The 18,522-nt window shown below is 64.5% G+C and carries 14 protein-coding genes; 3 read left to right on the top strand and 11 right to left on the bottom strand.

Annotated elements, in window-relative coordinates; translation table 11 throughout:
• Positions 1-32 precede the first annotated feature (32 nt).
• The 5 genes from asd to AC0Z35_RS08550 form a co-directional block, all read right to left on the bottom strand.
• Complete coding sequence (gene asd, locus AC0Z35_RS08570; RefSeq protein ID WP_046806279.1) at positions 33-902, bottom strand: archaetidylserine decarboxylase; 870 nt, start codon at positions 900-902, stop codon at positions 33-35.
• Between the two features lie 110 nt (positions 903-1,012).
• Positions 1,013-2,644, bottom strand: coding sequence for an ATP-binding cassette domain-containing protein (locus tag AC0Z35_RS08565; protein ID WP_082134573.1), 1,632 nt, complete (start codon positions 2,642-2,644; stop codon positions 1,013-1,015).
• A gap of 389 nt (positions 2,645-3,033) precedes the next feature.
• Positions 3,034-3,903, bottom strand: a complete 870-nt coding sequence (locus tag AC0Z35_RS08560; protein WP_485131775.1) for an HpcH/HpaI aldolase/citrate lyase family protein — start codon at positions 3,901-3,903, stop codon at positions 3,034-3,036.
• A 19-nt stretch (positions 3,904-3,922) separates the two neighbouring features.
• Positions 3,923-4,642, bottom strand: a complete 720-nt coding sequence (locus AC0Z35_RS08555) for a response regulator transcription factor (RefSeq protein ID WP_046806276.1) — start codon at positions 4,640-4,642, stop codon at positions 3,923-3,925.
• Between the two features lie 342 nt (positions 4,643-4,984).
• On the bottom strand, positions 4,985-5,470 hold the full coding sequence (locus AC0Z35_RS08550) for a hypothetical protein (protein ID WP_046806321.1): 486 nt from the start codon (positions 5,468-5,470) through the stop codon (positions 4,985-4,987).
• Between the two features lie 210 nt (positions 5,471-5,680).
• Here AC0Z35_RS08550 and AC0Z35_RS08545 point away from each other — a divergent pair, with 210 nt between their 5' ends.
• Entirely contained in the window at positions 5,681-6,919 is a 1,239-nt protein-coding gene (locus tag AC0Z35_RS08545; RefSeq protein WP_485131774.1) for an NAD(P)/FAD-dependent oxidoreductase, read from the top strand.
• Positions 6,920-6,988: 69 nt separating this feature from the next.
• Here the strand turns inward: AC0Z35_RS08545 and AC0Z35_RS08540 are convergent, their stop codons facing one another.
• The gene (locus AC0Z35_RS08540) at positions 6,989-8,122 is read right to left on the bottom strand and encodes a 3-deoxy-7-phosphoheptulonate synthase (protein WP_120155501.1); all 1,134 of its coding nucleotides are present in this window, start codon (positions 8,120-8,122) and stop codon (positions 6,989-6,991) included.
• A gap of 305 nt (positions 8,123-8,427) precedes the next feature.
• On the opposite strand from AC0Z35_RS08540, the gene AC0Z35_RS08535 reads away from it, so the two are divergent.
• Positions 8,428-9,645, top strand: a complete 1,218-nt coding sequence (locus AC0Z35_RS08535) for an EAL domain-containing response regulator (protein ID WP_104143949.1) — start codon at positions 8,428-8,430, stop codon at positions 9,643-9,645.
• Between the two features lie 24 nt (positions 9,646-9,669).
• Here the strand turns inward: AC0Z35_RS08535 and AC0Z35_RS08530 are convergent, their stop codons facing one another.
• Together AC0Z35_RS08530 and AC0Z35_RS08525 are read right to left on the bottom strand one after the other, a co-directional pair.
• Positions 9,670-11,319 (bottom strand): mucoidy inhibitor MuiA family protein, encoded by a 1,650-nt coding sequence (locus AC0Z35_RS08530; protein ID WP_485131773.1) that lies wholly within the window; start codon positions 11,317-11,319, stop codon positions 9,670-9,672.
• A gap of 135 nt (positions 11,320-11,454) precedes the next feature.
• The gene (locus tag AC0Z35_RS08525; RefSeq protein WP_485131772.1) at positions 11,455-12,366 is read right to left on the bottom strand and encodes a LysR family transcriptional regulator; all 912 of its coding nucleotides are present in this window, start codon (positions 12,364-12,366) and stop codon (positions 11,455-11,457) included.
• Positions 12,367-12,473: 107 nt separating this feature from the next.
• On the opposite strand from AC0Z35_RS08525, the gene AC0Z35_RS08520 reads away from it, so the two are divergent.
• Complete coding sequence (locus tag AC0Z35_RS08520; RefSeq protein WP_485131771.1) at positions 12,474-13,742, top strand: MFS transporter; 1,269 nt, start codon at positions 12,474-12,476, stop codon at positions 13,740-13,742.
• Here AC0Z35_RS08520 and AC0Z35_RS08515 read toward each other — a convergent pair.
• The 3 genes from AC0Z35_RS08515 to AC0Z35_RS08505 are packed head-to-tail and all read right to left on the bottom strand — an operon-like array spanning position 13,730 to position 18,521.
• On the bottom strand, positions 13,730-14,776 hold the full coding sequence (locus AC0Z35_RS08515; protein WP_485131770.1) for a hypothetical protein: 1,047 nt from the start codon (positions 14,774-14,776) through the stop codon (positions 13,730-13,732). The genes AC0Z35_RS08520 and AC0Z35_RS08515 overlap by 13 nt on opposite strands.
• A complete protein-coding gene (locus AC0Z35_RS08510) occupies positions 14,770-17,550 on the bottom strand; it encodes a toxin VasX (protein ID WP_485131769.1) in 2,781 nt (926 codons plus the stop codon). The genes AC0Z35_RS08515 and AC0Z35_RS08510 overlap by 7 nt, the downstream gene beginning before the upstream one ends.
• The gene (locus AC0Z35_RS08505) at positions 17,547-18,521 is read right to left on the bottom strand and encodes a hypothetical protein (protein ID WP_485131768.1); all 975 of its coding nucleotides are present in this window, start codon (positions 18,519-18,521) and stop codon (positions 17,547-17,549) included. Before AC0Z35_RS08505 ends, AC0Z35_RS08510 begins: the two co-directional genes overlap by 4 nt.
• Position 18,522 lies beyond the last annotated feature (1 nt).

Genomic DNA, 18,522 nt, shown 5'->3' with positions numbered 1-18,522 from the left:
TTTAATGAATGACCCAGCCAGGGTCAGCGCATTCAACGATGCTTGGGCAGGGCCAGCAGTTCGCCCATGCGCACCGGGCCCAGCACCGACGGCGTGTCGGCCCACCGGATCTGGTCCGGGCCGAACAAGACGATGGCGGTGGACCCCAGCTTGAACCGGCCCATTTCCGCGCCTTTTTCCAGATGAATCGGCGCGCGCGCGGCGGCGTCATAGCGCACCGCTTTCACGCGGCGCTTGTAGGGCGTGACCAGGCCGGCCCACACGGTTTCGATCGACGCAACGATCATCGCACCCACCAGCACCAGCGCCATCGGACCATGCTCGGTATCAAAGATGCAGACCACGCGTTCGTTGCGCGCGAACAGGCGCGGCACGTTGCGCGCCGTCAGAGGGTTGACCGAGAACAAGCGGCCCGGCACATGGATCATTTCGCGCAGCGTGCCGGCCACCGGCATGTGCACGCGGTGATAGTCCTTGGGCGACAGGTAGACCGTGGCAAATTCGCCACCTTGAAACGGCGCGGCACGCTCAACGTCGCCGCCCAGCAGGTCAACCAGGCCGTAGCTGTGGCCCTTGGCCTGGAAAATGCGGCCTTGCTCGATGGCGCCCAACTGGCTGATGGCGCCGTCGGCCGGACAGAGCACGGAACCGGGTTCGTCGTCCAGCGGGCGAGCGTCGTCTTTCAGCGCGCGCGTGAAGAAGTCATTGAAGCAGTCGTAGGCCAACGGGTCTTCTTGCAGCGCTTCGCGCATGTCGACGCCATACTTGCGGACAAAGCGCGAAATCATCCAGTTCTTGACCGCGGGTTCCCGGCAGTCTGAGGCGTATCCAAAGAAGCGCGACACCAGGTGATGGGGCGCAAGATACTGGCTGGCGAGAAATAGTTGGTCTTTGATCGTCATCTACGAGCGCTGAAAAAACGCGTCCCGCGGACAGCGGGACGTGGTTGAAGGCCGCCTCGCAAACGACGCATCAAGGACGCGTGCGGGCAATTCGCGGGATTGTATCGCGATCAGGCGGCTTTGGCGGCCAGTTTGGTTTTGTAGAGCCAGTCCTTGTAGTCGTCCAGGTCGCCGTCAAACGGACGCACGGCGCCATCGGCCACGATGATGAACTCGTCGGTGGTGGCGCGCAGCAGGTGGCGGTCGTGGGATACGAGCATCAAGGTGCCTTCGAATTGCGCCAGCGCGGTAGTCAGCGCTTCACGCGTTTCCAGGTCCAGGTGGTTGGTGGGCTCGTCAAGCAGCAAGAGGTTGGGGCGCTGCCAGACGATCAGCGCCAACGCCAGGCGCGCCTTTTCACCGCCGGAGAACGGCGCGATTGAGCTGGTGGCCATGTTGCCGTTGAAGTTGAAGCTGCCCAGGAAGTTGCGCAGTTCCTGTTCGCGCACCGTGGGCGCCAGCTTCGTCATGTGCCACAGCGGCGATTCGTCGTGGCGCAGCATTTCGACCTGGTGCTGGGCAAAGTAGCCGATGGACAGGCCCTTGTTGAATTGCGTGTCGCCGGCCAACGTGGTCAGGTCGCCGGCGATGGTCTTGATGAACGTGGACTTGCCCGCGCCGTTGATGCCCAGCAAGCCGATGCGTTGCCCGGCTTGCAGCGAAAAGTTGATGCCGGACACGATGATCTTGTCGGACACGGCCTGCGTGTCTTCGCATTCCACGCGGTAGCCCGCGCTGACCTTGTCCATGGTCAGCAAGGGGTTGGGCGCGCGCAGCGGCTCGCGGAATTCGAACGAGAATTCGGCGGCGGCACGCAGGGGCGCCATCTCTTCCATGCGGGCCAGCGCCTTGATGCGGCTTTGCGCCTGGCGCGCCTTGCTGGCCTGGGCCTTGAAGCGGTCGATAAAGGATTGCAGGTGCGAGCGTTGGCGCATCTGCTTTTCCATCATGCCTTGCGCCAGTTCCAGTTGCGCGGCGCGCTGGCGTTCAAACGACGAATAGTTGCCCGAGTAGCGGCGCAGTTTGCGTTCGTCGATATGGACGATGACGTTGACCACGCCGTCCAGGAAGTCGCGATCGTGCGAGATGACGATCAGCGTGCCGGCATAGCGCTTGAGCCAGTCTTCCAGCCAGATGATGGCGTCCAGGTCCAAGTGGTTGGTGGGCTCGTCCAGTAGCAGCAGGTCGGACGGGCACATCAGCGCTTGCGCCAGGTTCAGGCGCATGCGCCAGCCGCCGGAAAAACTGGTCAGCGGCAGGTGCATCTGTTCTTGCGTGAAGCCCAGTCCGGTCAGCAGTTGTTCGGCGCGCGAGTGCACGGTGTAGGCATCGGCGTCGGCCAGCGCGGCGTAGATGTCGCCCATGCGCAGGCCGTTTTCGGCGCTTTCCGGTTCGGCTTCCAAGACGGCAAGTTCGGCTTCCAGCTTGCGCAAGGTGACGTCGCCGTCAATCGCGTATTCGATGGCGGGGCGGTCCAGCGCGGGGGTCTCCTGCGCCACGTAGGCCATGCGCCAGCTGGACGGGTAGTCCAGGTCGCCCTGGTCCGCGTGCAGCGTGCCGCGCAACAGGCCGAACAGGCTGGACTTGCCGGCGCCGTTGGCGCCGATCAGGCCGATCTTGTCGCCGGGGTTCAAGAGCAGGTCGACCTTGTCGAGCAAGGGCTTGACGCCGCGCATGAGTGAAACTTGTTGGAAGCGGATCATGAATCTTGGGGCAGGGGGGTGGCGCGGCAAGCGCGCGGCGTGGCTCCCGCCACAAGGGGCGGCGCAAAAAAGGGAACCGGGCGAGTTCGCGCGCAAATGCCTGGGTGGCCGGCGCCGCGGCCAAAGGCAGCGACAAAACATCGGCAAGACAATAACCAAACAGCGGCAGGACAGCGGGCGCGAATAGAAAAAAGACACGCCCCAGGGTAGGGGCGTCGTCCAATCGTGGGCGCTATTGTACCGGGCCGCGCGCCTTGGCGCAGCCGGCGCTGTGCCGTGAGCAGGATTCGAGGGGGATCCTGGCAGGATTCAGACGTGTTTTGCTCTGATTGTTGCGGCAAAACAGCAGCATATTGCCCGCGTGCTGGCTTTGGGTCGCCAGAAGCGGGCTATGCGCCCGCGATGGCGGCAGCCAAAGCCAAAACGCGCTCGGCCTCTTGCGCATGCAGGTTTTCAACCAGCGCCCCGTCCACCACGGCCACGCCCAAGCCTTGGGCCTGGGCGGCGCGCCACGCGTCCAGGCGCTTGCGGGCAAGCGCCACTTCATCGTCGGTCGGTGCAAACGCCGCGTTGGCGGCCGCGATCTGCTTGGGATGAATCAGCGTCTTGCCGTCGAACCCCTGGTCGCGCCCCTGGCGGCAGGTGGCGGCGTAACCGGCGTCGTCGTGTAAGTCCAGATGCACGCCGTCCAGCACCGCCAGGCCGTGGGCCCGCGCGGCCATGACGGCCATCGACCGCGCCAGCAATGTTTCTTCGCGGCCAGGGGTATGGCGCGCGTGCAGGTCCTTGACCAGGTCCGACGTGCCGACCACGATGGCGCGCAACCTGGGGTGGCCGCCCGCAATGGCGTCCAGGCGCAGAAAGCCCAGCGGCGTCTCGGCCATGGCCCACAGGGGCAGATCCGGCGGCGCGCCGGCGGCATCCAGCGCGTCGGCCAGGGCGTGCAGCTGCGCGGAGGATTGCACCTTCGGCAGCAGCACGGCGTCGGCGCCGGCCCGCGCAATGGCTGCTACATCGTCCAGCCCCCAGGGCGTGTCCAGCGCGTTGATGCGTACGATGCACTCGCGCCGGCCATAGCCGCCCGCCGTCAGCGCCGCGGCCACTTGCTCGCGCGCCTGGGCCTTGGCATCGGGCGCGACGGCGTCTTCCAGGTCAAGAATCAGCGCGTCGGCGTCCAGGCTGCGGGCCTTGTCCAGCGCACGCGCGTTGGCGCCGGGCATGTAGAGGACGGAGCGGCGGGGGCGGATGGCAGAAGTCATGAAATCGGGAAGGATCGGCTCAGGGTTTGGAATTGCCCACGACCTGCACGGGCGTGGTGCAGACATAGCCTACGCCGTACACGGTCCGGATGCCCATGTCGCCGCCCGCCAGCGCGCGCAGTTTGCGGCGCAGGCGATGCATGTGGGCGTCCAGCCTGTGGGTGTCGTAGGCGTCGACGCTGGCGCCCAGCGCTTCGACCAGCCGCCCGCGTGATAGCGGCAGCGGCGCGGCCTGGATCAGCGCGCCGATCAAGCGGCATTCGGTGTCGGTGATGTCCACGCAGACGCGCTCGGGCGAAACCAGCGTGCGGCGCGAGGGATCAAAACGCCACGCATCGGATTCGGCATCGTGCATGCCTGTCGCGGGCACCACGCGCAGCCGCCGCGACAACGACACCAGGGTGGCGCCCAGTTCGGCCAGGTTGACGGGCTTGGTCAGGTAATGGTCGGCGCCCAGGCTCAGGCCGGAAACCTTGTCTTCGCTGAGCAGGCGGCCGGTCAGCATGATGATGCCCATCGACGGATAGCAGGTCCGCAGATGCGCAATGCGGGTGAAGGCGTCGCCGTCGGGCAGCATGGCGTCCAGCACGAGGATGCCCGGCGTGACGGTCAGCAGCAGTTGGTCCAGTTCGGCCAGCGATCCCGCGGTCAGGATGGCTTTGTCCAGCCCCAGGTCCTGGATGGTCTCGACGATGGTGTCGCGCCAGTCACCGTGATCGTCGACAACGATGATGGTCACGGCGGGGTACGCGCCGGCGTACGCACGTGACGCGATCCAAGGGCAAGCACGCGGGTGGCTGCTGACATGCTGTGGCTATCTGTTTTGGGAAAAGAGTCCGCTTGCGCGGGCACGTGGCCGGCCAGATACGTTTCGTATCGTGGCGCCTGCGGAGAATATCACCAACGACGTTGCGGCGGCGCGGCAAACGTGGCGGATGCCATCCGGGCGGCGCCAAAACCGTGCCTGATCAAACTTTGCGCAGCCCGTTGCGCATCCCCCAAAAGGCCGCCCACCTTGCATCGGCGGCTGCCTTATCCACAGAAATTGTGGATAAGGCGCGACCGGCTGGCGCCATCCGATTTATGTAGGCAGGTATTCGATCGGCACGCCCGCCGGCACCTTGCGCATGCGGTCGCGCTCGATGCGCGCCGAGGCGAAACGGGTCTTGCGGGCGGCCGCATTTTGCAGCAACACCGACAACACCGATCCCTTGTCCTGGATCCATTGCGTTTTGCCGCGCAGCAATTTCATCGCGCTCTCGGCGCTGCCCAGGCGGTACGACATGGCGTTGATCTGCACCGAGGTCTTGCCGTCGAACGCCGCGGGCTCGTGTTCCGTAATGGCGGCGGCGTCCAGATTGCTGCTTTCGTGATCCACACGGTAGATGAACTTCAAGCCGCTGTGCGGGTCTTGCACCACCAGCAGTTTTTCGGAGCCGGAAATATCGGACAGCATGCCGATGACCGGGGATTCAACCAGCTGGTTGCCGCGCTGTTCTTCGGTGTAGATGAATACGCTGTGGCGCGATACGGAAAGGGCGGCGGGAATAAGGGGAGAGCTGTCCATACCTGACTTGAAAGTGGCGGCCCGGACAACGGCGTCCGGCAATCTGAAGAGGCTGGCGCGTCCGGTCAACGCGGCCATGCCGACGCGCATGATACCAATTGTTTCAGATGTTTGCCGAAGCAGCGGGAATTCGATGAGGGGAGCGACGAGCGCGATTCTACGATGCGCGTCGCTTGCCGAACATGGGGGCGCAAGCGCAGAATTCGGCGCATGAAAACAGACGTTGTGGTTCTGGGCGCTGGCATTGTCGGCGTCAGTACGGCCCTGCATCTTTTGGCGCGCGGCCGTTCGGTGGTGCTGCTGGACCGAAAGGGGCCGGGCGAAGAAACCAGCTATGGCAACGCGGGCCTGATTGAACGGGCCAGCGTGATTCCGTACGCCTTTCCCCGGGATTGGCGCAGCCTGTGGCGCTATGCCCGCAACAACACGCCCGACGTCAGCTACCACGTGCGCTTTCTGCCGCGCATTGCGCCATGGCTGCTGCGTTATTGGTGGCATTCGTCGCCAACGCGGCTGGCGCGTGCGGCCGAGGCGATGCTGCCGCTGATCGAGCGCAGCGTGGCCGAGCACGACGCGCTGAAAGACGACGCGAATCTGGCGCCGCTGTTTCGCCGCAATGGCTGGATTGACGCCGCGCGCACCGAAGCCGGCCTGGCGCAGGCAATCGCCGACGCCGAGGCACTGGCGCCGTATGCGCTGAATTACCGGGTGTTGGACCGGCAGGCCTTGACGGCGCTGGAGCCGTCCCTGTCGGAGCGGGCGGTGGGTGCCGTGCATTGGCTGGACCCCGTCAACGTGTCGGACCCCGGCGCCGTCACGCGCGGCTACGCGGCGCTGTTTCAACAACGGGGCGGGCAACTGGTACGCGGCGACGCCCGCACCCTTCAGGACTCGGGCGCCGGGCGTTGGCAGGTGCAGGCCGACGACGGCCGAATCCAGGCGCGCGATGTAGTGGTGGCGATGGGCCCGTGGTCGCTGGATATTCTGCGGCCGCTGGGCTACCGCATTCCCATGGCGGTCAAGCGCGGCTATCACCAGCACTTTGCGCTGGACGCGGGCGCGACCTTGTCGCATCCGGTGGCGGACATCGACAGCGGTTTTGTGGTGACGCCGATGACGCGGGGCGTGCGACTGACCACGGGGGCCGAGTTTGCGCATCGGGATGCGCCGCCGTCGCCCATCCAGATCCAGCGTACGCGGGCATTGGCGGGGCAATTGCTGCCCCTGGGCGCGGCGGTGGAGCAGGAACCGTGGATGGGTTGCCGGCCTTGCATGCCCGACATGAGGCCGGTGATCGGCCCCGCGCCTGGGCATAAGGGGTTGTGGATGGCCTTCGGCCACGCGCATCATGGCTTCACGTTGGGCCCGGTGACCGGTAAGCTGCTTGCCAGCCTGATCACCGGCCAGACGCCGGACATGGACCCCGCGCCTTACGCATTGCGCCGCTAAGCAAGCGGCGGCGGTGGCGCTGGGGCGGGGCGGGGCCGTCGCGTTGACGGCCGCTTGGGGGGCGCGTGTTTACGCCGTACCGGCCACTTTCAAGCGGCGCTGGCGCACCGCCTGTGCCAGCGTTTCCAGCACCGGTTCGGTCTGGCTCCAGCCCAGGCAGGCGTCGGTGATCGACACACCACGGCGCAGCGGTTGGCCGGGCTTCAGATCCTGGCGGCCTTCTTCCAGATGGCTTTCGATCATGACGCCGGTGATGCGCGCATCGCCTTGCGCCAGCTGCGCGGCGATGTCGTTGGCCACGTCGATCTGGCGCAAGTGCGACTTGTTGGAGTTGGCGTGCGAGCAGTCGATCATGACCTGTTCGCGCTGGCCGGCGGCGCGCAGGGCGGCGCAACAGGCGTCGACGCTGGCCGCGTCATAGTTGGGGCCCTGCTTGCCGCCGCGCAGAATCACATGCGTGTCCTGGTTGCCGCGCGTCTCGAAAATGGCGGCCATGCCCATCTTGGTCATGCCCATGAACGCGTGCTTGGCGCTGGCGGCAACCATGGCGTCGGCCGCGATCTGCACGCCGCCGTCGGTACCATTCTTGAACCCCAGCGGGCAGCTCAGGCCCGAGCTCAGCTGGCGGTGGCTGGGGCTTTCGGTGGTGCGCGCGCCGATGGCGCCCCAGGCGATCAGGTCAGCGATGTACTGCGGGCTGAGCAAGTCCAGGAATTCGGTGGCAATCGGCAAACCCAGGCCGCTGATGTCCAGCAACAGTTCGCGCGCGCGGCGCAGGCCTTCGTTGATGCGGAAGCTGCCATCCAGGCGCGGATCGTTGATGTAACCCTTCCAGCCCACCGTGGTGCGCGGCTTTTCAAAGTACACGCGCATGACGATCAGCAGGTCTTTCTTGTGCTGATCGACGGCGGCGCGCAGCTGGCGCGCGTAGTCCATGGCCTGGCCATGGTCGTGAATGGAGCAGGGGCCCACGACGATCAGCAGGCGGTCGTCGCGGCCGTGCAGCACGTTGGCGATCTGCGCGCGGCTTTCCTCGACCAGCGTCTGGATAGCGGTGGATACGGGCAGTTCGTCCTGCAGGAGCGCGGGCGAAATCAAGGGACGAACGGCGCTGATGCGGGTGTCGTCGGTGCGCGTGTTGTCCTGGGTCGAGTCGGCCGTGCCGACCTCGCGGTCGTGCTGGGGGTCGTCAATGCGGGTCAAGGGAAGCTCCGTGCCGTGGTTGCGCAAGCTGCGCAAGATGCGTAAAGGCGGCCATTATCGCACCCGCGCGCCCACCCCCGGGGCGGCGGGGCGGCGTCCGTCTGGACGAGCCGGTGCGTTGTGCGTGGACAACGGGACGAGGCAATTGCGGCCAGGGTGTTCTTAAACCTACGCCTATCGGCCCGGAAATTGCCTTAGCCCTTTGCCGTCGACGACAGAGCGCAAGTGAATGCCGTAGCATGGGAACCCGAACAGAACCAGCGGCCGCCTGCCAGGGCTCGACCTATAAGCTAGGACGAAAACGAATGCCAAAAACCGACGCCGGAGCCGCTCGACGAATTCTTCTCGTTGAAGATCACCCCGTTGAACGCGCTTATCTGCAGAACATGCTGCTGGCGTTGGGATATCGGCGGGTTGCCGGGTTAGGCAGCAGCACGGAAGCGGTCAGCGCGTTAAGCCGGCAGTACTACGACCTGGTCATCAGCGACATCGTGATGAGCGACGGCGACGGCACCCACATGCCCAACGAATTGCGGCGCCTGGTGGATGTGGGCCGGCTAAAAAGCATGCCTCCCATCATCTGGATCAGCAGCCTGAGCGAAGAGCTGTTGCAGTCACATGTACGGCTGGCGCTGCAAGCCGGCTGTCCGTCGGCGCAGGCGCTGTCCAAGCCGGTATCCCGCACGGCCATGCACCAGGCCATCAAGGCCGGGCTTGCCGCCGAGGACGTGACCACGCCCCAACACCCATCCATCCGCCGCGAAGTGGTCGAGGCCGAACTTGGCCGGGCCTTGATCACGGGCGTGGGCATGAGCGTGGTGTTGCAACCGCAAATGAGCTTGTCCACCGGCAAGGTGCTGGCCGCCGAAGCGCTGTCGCGTTGGGATCATCCCGAGCTGGGCGCCATATCCGCCGTGGATTTTGTGCCGGCCGCGCATCGCCTGGGCATGGATCGCATGCTGTTTCTGCGCGTGACGGATCGCGTGCTGGAGGTGCAGAAAACGCTGCACGCCGAAGGCATCGCCGTGCCCATCGCCATTAACGCATCGGCGTCCACGCTGTGTTCTCGTGATATGCCGGCCGTGCTGGAAAAGCGCGTAGCGCAGGCGGGACTGCCGGCGCGCTTGATCAAGATCGAACTGACCGAGGACGAGCCCGTCAACGATTGGCTGGCGCTGTCTTCCGCGTTGAATCTGCTGCGCGTGCGCGGCTTTGAACTGGCCATGGACGACTTCGGCGCGGGCATCGCCTCGATGAGGCTGTTTTCCGCCATGCCTTTTACAGAACTCAAGATCGACCGGGACTTTATCGTCCACATGCACCGCGAAGCCGCATCGCGCGCGGTGGTGGCCGCGGCCATCGAAATGGGCCGGGTGCTGGGCCGGCGCGTGGTCGCCGAAGGGGTCGAGCAGGAACGCGACCTGCAACTGCTGCGCGAGCTGGGTTGCGACGTGGCCCAGGGCTATGGCCTGTCCATCCCCCTGGAGCCGCAAGCGTTCATCGAATTCTGCCGCCAGCACTGAAGCGGCGGGAGGCAGGCGGGGCAATCAGATGCCGGACACGTCGATGTCGCCGGGATAGTCGATCGAGAACTTCAGAACGGTCTCGCGCGATTTGCCCGGTTCAAGGTCCCATTCCCAGACCAGCTTGCCGTCTTCTTCGCGCTTGATGTCGCGGTCGGCGGGCGAGAGCAGCTTGACGACGATTTTTTCGTTGCGCGAGACCGGCAGGCGGTCCTTGAACGACACCTGTTCCTTGGTGGCCTTGTTGTTCTTGACCGTGATCTTGTATTCGTACGTCACCCGCTTGCCGCTGCCCGAAAAACCCGTGCTTTCGGTGTAGCGGTTGACCAGCTGGCGCTTGATCGAGATGCCGTCGTCGGCGCCCATCGCCAGTTCGACCTTTTCGCCCGGCATCACCGCTTTCATGGCGCTGGACGCGACGAACGCGTCGTCCAGGAAGGTGTTGAGCGGGCCGGCCAGGAACGGAAAATCGGTGTTGTTGCTGGCCTGCGCCGTCAGGAATACCGCTTCGCGCAGCGCGGGCGTGGATTGATATTGCAGGGTGGCCGGCAGCTTGGCGGTTGCGATCGCCACGCGCTGGGTAGAGTTGTCCGAGGGCAGCGTGGCCGGGTTCTGGATCTGGAACGAGGCGCTGGTGGCCTCGTTTTGTACCTGCGCGGTGCGCACGTCGATCGGTTCCGGCATGACGTCGGCCAGTGCGCTTTCGGCATAGGCCTGGCTGGCGCCGCGCGGCGCGCGCTTCATGGCCATTTCGCTGGATACGGCAGGCGCGGGCGCGGCGATGGGGCGCGGCGGCGGAGGCGGTGGGGCGGCCACATCGATGATCCACGGTTGCAAGGTCGGCGCGCCACCGCCCAAGGCGGGCCGGGCAGTGGACAACGTCAACTTGACGTTGTTCCAGTCTTCGCCGGAATTCTGGCGAATGACGCCGAAGTAACCCAGATCCACGCTGCGGTCGGCGGGACGCAGGCGGGCGTCATAGGCAGGCGTCCAGCGCGCGCCGCCGACGGCGTACGACACTGCCAGGTCGACCTTGCCCGCGCGCGCCAGGTTGACCCGTAGCGTAACGGTCTTGGTGCGGCGGCTCATCTGGCCTTGCACCACGTTCAGCTGGTTTTGCAATGCGGCAAGCTCGCGTTCCAGCGCTTCTTTGCGCGTTGCGACCTGACGCAATCCGGCCAGTGCCTTGGCCAGGCTGTCCGCGCTAAGCGTCTGGATGGCCTTGAGTTCTTCCAAGGTCAGCCGGGCGCTGTCCTTGGAGGGTTCGGTAGCGCCGCGCTGCATCATCAAGACCAGCTCGCGCTGGTTGTCCAGCACGGCGGCCTCGTCATCCAGCTCGGCCATCTGACCTTCCAGCTTGCGCACCTGCTCTTGCAAGGCGCGAACGCGTTCGTTGGCCGTGTCGGCGTTGAAGGCGTCGCGCACCTTGACGTCCAGCAACGAGGCCTGGCCGGTGCTTTTGGCCGACACTTGCAGGGAATTCTCCTGCAATGATGCGGGTAGGTTTTCCAGGGTCAGCTCATGCTCGCCCGCCGCCAACTCGCTGGTGGCCGAGCGCGTGACGACCGCACGGTCCTGATAGACCGTCACCGCGCCGATGGCGGAGGTCAGCGCGGCGGCTGCGCCCAAGCCGGGAATCGTTGCAAGGGCCAAGGCCAAGAGAGTACGTCGCACGGGTTCACCTTTGAAAAGGTTGATATCTGAAGCTGCGTCCCGGCTCAGGGACGGATCAGCGGTAGCGCAATTTACTCTGGTGTCCAAGGCGCGGGCTTTACAGAAGATGACAAACGCGACAGGGCACTACGGCGGCTATGCGGTCGGATGCGCGCGTTCGGGATGGGCCAGTTGGCGCAGCAACGACACGGCGTTGCCTGCGGCCATGGACCGGTCATGGCGGCGGTAGGCCATGTCCAGCAAAGCGTGCGGGGCGTCGCCCTTGATGGGGCGATATTCAATGCCCTGCGCGCCCATGTGGCGCATGGCGGCGGGCACGATGGAAATGCCGACGCCGGCTGCCACCAAGCTGACGATGGACGCCATTTGCGGCGCCTCTTGAATGACGCGCGGTGCAAAGCCCGCGCGCTGGCAGGCGGACTGGATGGCGTCGTACAGGCCGGCGCCGATGGGGCGCGGGTACAGCACGAAGTCCTCATCGGCCAGCGCCGCAATCGGTACGCTGCGGCGGCGGCTTAAGGCGTGATCGGGGGGCAGGGCGACCAGCATGGGTTCGTCCAGGACGCGTTCGGATTCAAATTCCGCGTCCAGCAGGTAGGGCGGCCGTACAAAGGCGATGTCTACCTCGCCCACGCGCAGCCCGCGCAGCAGTGAAATGGTGTTGCTTTCCGTCAAGGTGATGCGCACGTCGGGATAGCGGTCGCGATAAGCGCGAATGGCGCGAGGCAGGTACGGGTGGAATACGGCCGATGCCGTAAAGCCCACGGTGATCGCGCCGCGCTCGCCTCGTCCCAGCCGCCGGGCCGTGTCTATCGCGCGGTCGGCGCTGGCAAGAATGGCGCGGGCGTCTTCCAGGAACTGGGCGCCGGCTTCGGTCATCTCGATGCCGCGGGGAAGCCGGAGAAATAGCGGTGTGCCGATTTCGCGTTCCAGCTGCTGAATCTGCTGGCTCAACGGCGGCTGGCCAATTCCCAGGCGCGCCGCTGCCCGCGTGAAATGCAATTCTTCGGCCACCGCCGTGAAATAGCGCAGATGTCGTAATTCCATCGTTTTAAAGTATGGACGGTAGGGGTTTCATATATTGGACATATCAAGGCGAAAAGTCTACTTTTGATCTGCGGGCGCGTCGCCCGCTTGTCTTTCAGAGATTTCCCATGTCTGCCCCTAGCGCCAGTTCTCCCACCCCCACGCCCGCCCCTTATCTGGCGCGCGGCACGCCAGAACTGCATCGCGCGCAATGGGCCTTGTTCGCTGCGGGCTTTTCCACGTTTTCGCTGTTGTATTGCGTGCAGCCACTGATGCCGCTGTTCACTGGCGCCTTTGGCGTGTCGCCCGCGCAAAGCAGCCTGGTCCTGTCCTTGTGCACCGGCTTGCTGGCGATCGCGATCTTCTTTGTCGGCCTGTTCTCCCAAGCATTGCCGCGCAAGCGCGTCATGGCCTGGTCGTTGCTGGCTTCCGCCGCGCTGGGCACCATCGCGGCCGTGGCGCCCGACTGGCACAGCCTGCTGGCGCTGCGCGCGCTGCAAGGCGTGGCGATGGGCGGCGTCCCCGCCGTCGCCATGGCCTACCTGGCCGAGGAAGTCGAACCGGACACGCTGGGCTTCGTGATGGGCCTGTATATCAGCGGAAGCGCGTTTGGCGGGCTGTCCGGCCGCGTCATCACCGGGCTGGTCTCGGATCACTTTGGCTGGCGCGCCGCGATGGGCACGCTGGGGGTCGTGGGCATCGTGGCCGCGGCACTGTTCATGTGGTTGCTGCCCGCCTCGTGCCGCTTCATGCCGCAACGCGGGCGTGGCTGGGCGGGTGTGCTGGGCGATGTGCGGGCCGGTGTCGGCGCGCACCTGAAGAACGGGCCCTTATGCGCGTTGTTCGCCATGGGCGGCCTGCTGATGGGCGCGTTTGTCACGGTCTACAACTACGTGGGCTTCCGCCTGCTGCTGCCGCCGTTTTCGCTAAGCCAGACCTTCATCGGCTTCATCTTCGTCGTGTATCTGGTCGGCATCTTTGCCTCGACGTTTTTCGGCCGCCTTGCCGACCGCCACGGCCGGGGCGCCATGCTGTCCGCCGCCACAGGCCTGGCCCTGGCGGGGTTGCTGCTGACCTTGTCGGACTCCTTGCCCATCCTGATCGCCGGTATCGTGGTGTTTACCTTCGGCTTCTTCGCGGCGCATGCGGTCGCCAGCGGCTGGGTGGGCCAGATGGCCCGAGGCTACAAGGCACTGGCCGCATCGCTGTACCTGCTGGTGTATTACGTGGGGTCCAGCGTGCTGGGCGCCTGGGGCGGCCACTTCTGGGCTGCCCAGCAATGGCCGGGCGTGGCCGCGATGGCCGGCGGTTTGTTGGCATTGGCATTGGCCATCAGCGCCGGCCTGGCCTGGCGCACCAGCGGCGCACGTCGCGGGGACGCAGGTCAACCGGCTTGATTGCGCGGCTGAACCTGCCGCCCCTTGTGGTCGACAAAGATCACACCCTTGTCCATTCCAGCGTAGCGATAGAAGTAGCGGACGCTGGACTTGACGGGGCGCGTGTCGTAGGCGGATAGATCAGCGCCCGGGGTGCATAGGCGTTCGACTTCTTCCGGCCAGCGAAAGGTGCTGGCTTTGTGCTTGATCCAGCGGTCGAGAAGAGGCTTGAGGGTGAAGAGGTTGAAGAGGATGTCGTAGATGTTGAAGATATCGCTCCATCCGCCCGTTCTGGTGACGTTGTTGTCACCGGTGGGTTTACGGACAAGGCCTTGCTCGACAAACTTTGGGTCGGCTTGAATTGCCTTCAGCCCGTGCTCCATATAGCGGCGGATGAACTCCAGCCGGTGAAGGTTCTTGTCGAAGAACGTCTGATCATGCACGTCAAAGTCGCCTCCGACGATAAACGGCCTTTTACTCTTTCTGATGCTCTCGGGATCCTGGGACGGCATTTGCATCGTCTCCAGATAAGGCTGCGGGAAACATAAGCGTAGCGTGTAACCGTGCCCGAATTCGGTGTAGGGCCGCACATCGCGCCATGGCAAGTGCAGCACCGTATCGCCATAAGAGACGTGCACCAATTGCGCTTGCCGATTAAATCGGATGCGCGACATGGCAGAATTGGTTCCTAACCATAAACCCGCCGCCGCCATCAGTAAAAAAGGAATACAGATGAGGGCGCCCTTGTGCTGGTACTCCCCGAACAGGGGGGCCAGAATGAACACGATGGTCACGGACATGGACACGCCAAGCGTCGACAGTTGCAGCAAAAACGTAATCTGCCCTTCCGTACGCGGCTCAATATATTGCTCGTTGAACTGCTCTGGATCAGACACGTCTTCGGTCAGCCATAGCTGCTCGGGATCCATGGCGTAGCGAATGTCGGGCAGGGCGGCGAAATACAAGCTTTCGTCGAGACGTGCGCATTGACGCTTGAATTCGACTGCGGCGTCCGGGATGGTGGCCGGGTCGATGGCGCGAAGCTTTTTCACCATGACGAGCTGGCCTCCATCTCGTAGTCGGCATCCGTGAAACCATTGGGGCGATAGTTCACCGTCGTCGTGCCGAACAGGGCGTTCGTGGCAATTTTGACGACGCCGACACCGTTTATCACGGTCACTCGGTCCGGGTCGTCGTAACGCACCTCGCGGCCTGAGAACTCGCCCAGGCGCGGGGCCTGCTGCTGGCTGATCGAGTACTGGCTGATTTGCGACCGCCATCCTGGCAAGAAGACGGAAACCGAACGGACGTCGTCCGGCACTCCTAATACCGTCGCTAGCCTCGATTTCAGGGAAGGAGCCAAGACCTTCATTACGTCGATGTCGTTTTGCATGCTGGGCGCCTGGAACAAGCGATGGAATTCTTGCAGCTCTTCTTCATCGCTAGCAAAGGGCTCAAGCCCACCTGGCATGCCCCATACGCTACGTCGGATCCATGTCTCGACCCTCGCCTCGTCGACCGTGGTTTGGTGGAGGTGGCGAAGGCCGAGATAAAGCGCTTCGATTCCAAGAAGGATCCACCCGATCGTGCCGGAGTTAAGTCGAGCCACTCCAGTTGTGCCTTTCAACAGTAATGAGCTTGATCTGGCCAATCTATTTACCTCCCAAGGACGTAGTTTTCCCCACAGGTGCAAGAAGCCAATCCCCCCAGCGGCAAATTGCACTGAGCCACTGACGAAGCTGATGGTCGCGACTTGGCCGCGCTCTTGTACGGCGGCCTGCCACCAGTCCTTTGCACCAATCGCGATCGCGGCCACAGCAGCCACCCCAATCGCTCGCAATTCCCATTTCTTGGCCGCCCCATCAAACGCAGCAGCCACCCCCGTCTCCCCCCGCACCTTCGCGAAGTCCCGCTGTTTCTCAAACCAAAACCTCGTCATCGTCGCCCCAGCGGCGCCCACCCCCAAAACCTTGCCAGTCGCATTCAGCGCATTCCCCAAAGTCAATCCATCCTCACGCCCCAGCGCCTTGAATGCTTCGCCCGCGCTGTACACCGTGGCGAACGCCGCGACGCCGCCTAGCGCCAGGCGGGCGTTGTGCCAGAAGCGCAAGCGCCCGGGCAATTTTCGGCATTGCTCCAGCCGCTCCTGCACGTCCTCGGTGTCATACAAGGTGACAAGGGTCTGCACGGCGCGGTCGACGGTCTGTGGACGAAAGCCGTTGACGCCGGTGAGGCCCATGCTGTTTCGCACCCAATTACCCACTTCGGGCAGCGGTACGTCGTGGGCGCGCGCCAGGGTGCCGTCCAGCACTTCCATGATCGGGCGGTACACACTGGTCCAGAATGCGCCGGGCGATTTCAATTGGCCGTGCGCGACCAAGGCGCCCAGCATCACGCTCAGCTGACTGGATGCGCCGTCCGCCGGTAGCGTCTCCAGCACTTTTTGCAGCGCGGCCAAGGACGCATTGACCGCTGCCTGGCGGACGGTGCCGCTGGCCAGCTTGGCGTAGCTGACGACTTCCGGCGCGCCCAGCACGGCTTTTTGCAATAAGCCCACCGGGCCGTCGGGTTCGACTTGCGCCAGCAAGAAGTCCTTGCCGGCTGTGCAGTGGATCAGGGCGGGCAGGGTGTGCCCCGCAAGGCAGCGCAGGTCCAGATAGCCCTGGGTGTCGGGCGCGTGCACGTCGACGATGGCGTCGTAGGCTTTGCGCTGGCTGTTGAACAACGCCCAAAGATCGGCGGCGGCACGAACGACGTCGTCGGCGTGCGCTTGCAGCTGCTTGGGATGGTGTTCGACGAAGTGGGCGCGTGCGGCATTTCGAGCGTGCATAGTGCGCTTGCGGTACGCGGCCAGGCGCGCCTGGTTGGCGCGGTCGCGAGAGGCCAGGACGTCCGGGCCGGTGACACCCGGCCCCATGGCGCTGCCGATAGGGTCATTTCGTAGGGTTTGGTGTCCGGCCTCATCGCCGGCCAGATTGCCCAACTGATCGATCATCTGGGACACCCGCAGCTTGTGAGCCGCGTCGGCGCCGTAGGTCTGCAAATCCGCCAGCCTGCTGCCCACGAACATGTTCAATTCACTTAGCATCCCGGCCAGATCCTGCACGACAACGGCTTGGGGTTGGATGTCCGTGCGGGGCCGCGTCGCGGCCGTCATGGCGTTCTGGGTGGACAGGACGCCGTCGGTGTGTGGCCGGCTTTCACTCCAGGGATACTGGCGCAGCACGGTCTGGGACAGCTCGCGGACTTCTGGCAGCAAGGTAGCGGGAAAGACGTGCGCTTGCTTGCCGCCCGCAATTTTTACGGGGGTGGCCAGCAGGCTGCGCCAACTTTCTTTGTTGTTTTCAATGGCCCATAGCGCGGCGTGGCTCAGTAGCGTGTCGCTGACCATGACATGCACGGTCTCGTCTTGCAGGTCAGGAGGCGCAAGCAGGTAGCGCGCTGCGCCCGTTTCATCCGGTACGGCCGCGCGGCCCGGCACGTCGCCTTTGTAGTCGGCTTCGGTCCACCAGATAGGCGCGAAGCGGATGTTGTCGGTGACCTGATAGTGGATCGTCCACATGCGTCCGCTCTGGCGCACGAACAGGTAGACATAGCTGCGTGGCCGCAGTACCCGCAAGCCGTAGGCTTTGCCCTCGCTCAACGCCGGATAGCCGACGGTACTTAGCGTAGGGAACACCTTGGCATCAAAGGGCTTGTCCGTGATGCCATAGCGCAAGGGATACAAGGGGATGCCACGCTGGCAAGGCGGCGGGGATATCGCCTTGCCCAGTATCTTGGCGCTGGGGTGGGGCGGTTGCAGCGCCTTGGGACATTGCAGATGAATCATGATTGCGTTCCTGATGCCATCGCGGCGGTGATCGTGTTCAAGCGGTGTTCAGCGTGGTTCAGGCGCAACAGCCCGGATTCGTCGCGGCGGGCCAGATTGGCGCGCAATTCGGCATCTTTCTCGAATGGCAATTGGGGAAAGTAGAGGCGCAATTCGATGTAGTGATGAATGTCGCGTTCGAGCCGCAGGTTGATCAGCCCGGCTTCGTCGGTAAACAGCGCGATCTGATGCAGCAGCTTGGCGTGGGCGGCCGGGTGCTTGGTCGCCATATCGGCAGGCACGTGGCGGCGCACGGCTTCGCGCATGAAGCAGGCAAAGCTGGCGCGGTTGACCGCGTCTTCCTCAGCCGCCGACAACGCAAAGCCCCTAGGGTCGGGCGCGGTTTCATTCGGAACAGGAACATCGGCTTGCAGCCATAGCGCGCCCGCGTCGTCGGCGGTGCGCCAGATCAGCCTTTGTATCGGCCCCAGCAATTGCGCCAAGCGATCGGCAGGCAGACCTTCGCAAAGCTCTTCCAACTGGCGCGTGGCCGTCAGGTTGAATCGCATGGGCAAGCCATCGGGCGCCCGCATCAGACGCAGGTGCTTCAAGTGTGCACTTGCCGGCGCGTCATCGCCGGCAAACAACAGCACACCCATTTGCCTGGGGGCCCAATCGTCAATAAAAGCTTGCAGCAGCGGCGCGGTGACGGGCGTCAGCAACGGACCATGGCGATACCCCGGCGGCTGGTATTCCCAATCGGTGCCGCGCCATAACCAGTGACGATCCACGCCGGACTGCAATGACGACACCTCGTGTTCCAGCGTGGCAGACTGTGGGCCATCCAACCAAAGCCAGGCAGAGGCAGAGCCGTAGCCAGGGCAAGAATCCGTATCCGCGCTCGCGCGATCGTCGGCCAGGCTGTCCATGCTGGGCGCTTGCACGACGCGGACGGTTTGACGGGGCCAGCCGGCATGTTCCGGGAAGGACATC

The sequence above is a fragment of the Achromobacter sp. 1L-A-4-B-C2 genome (genome assembly GCF_057291955.1).
This window is presented reverse-complemented; position numbering and strand designations above follow the sequence as displayed.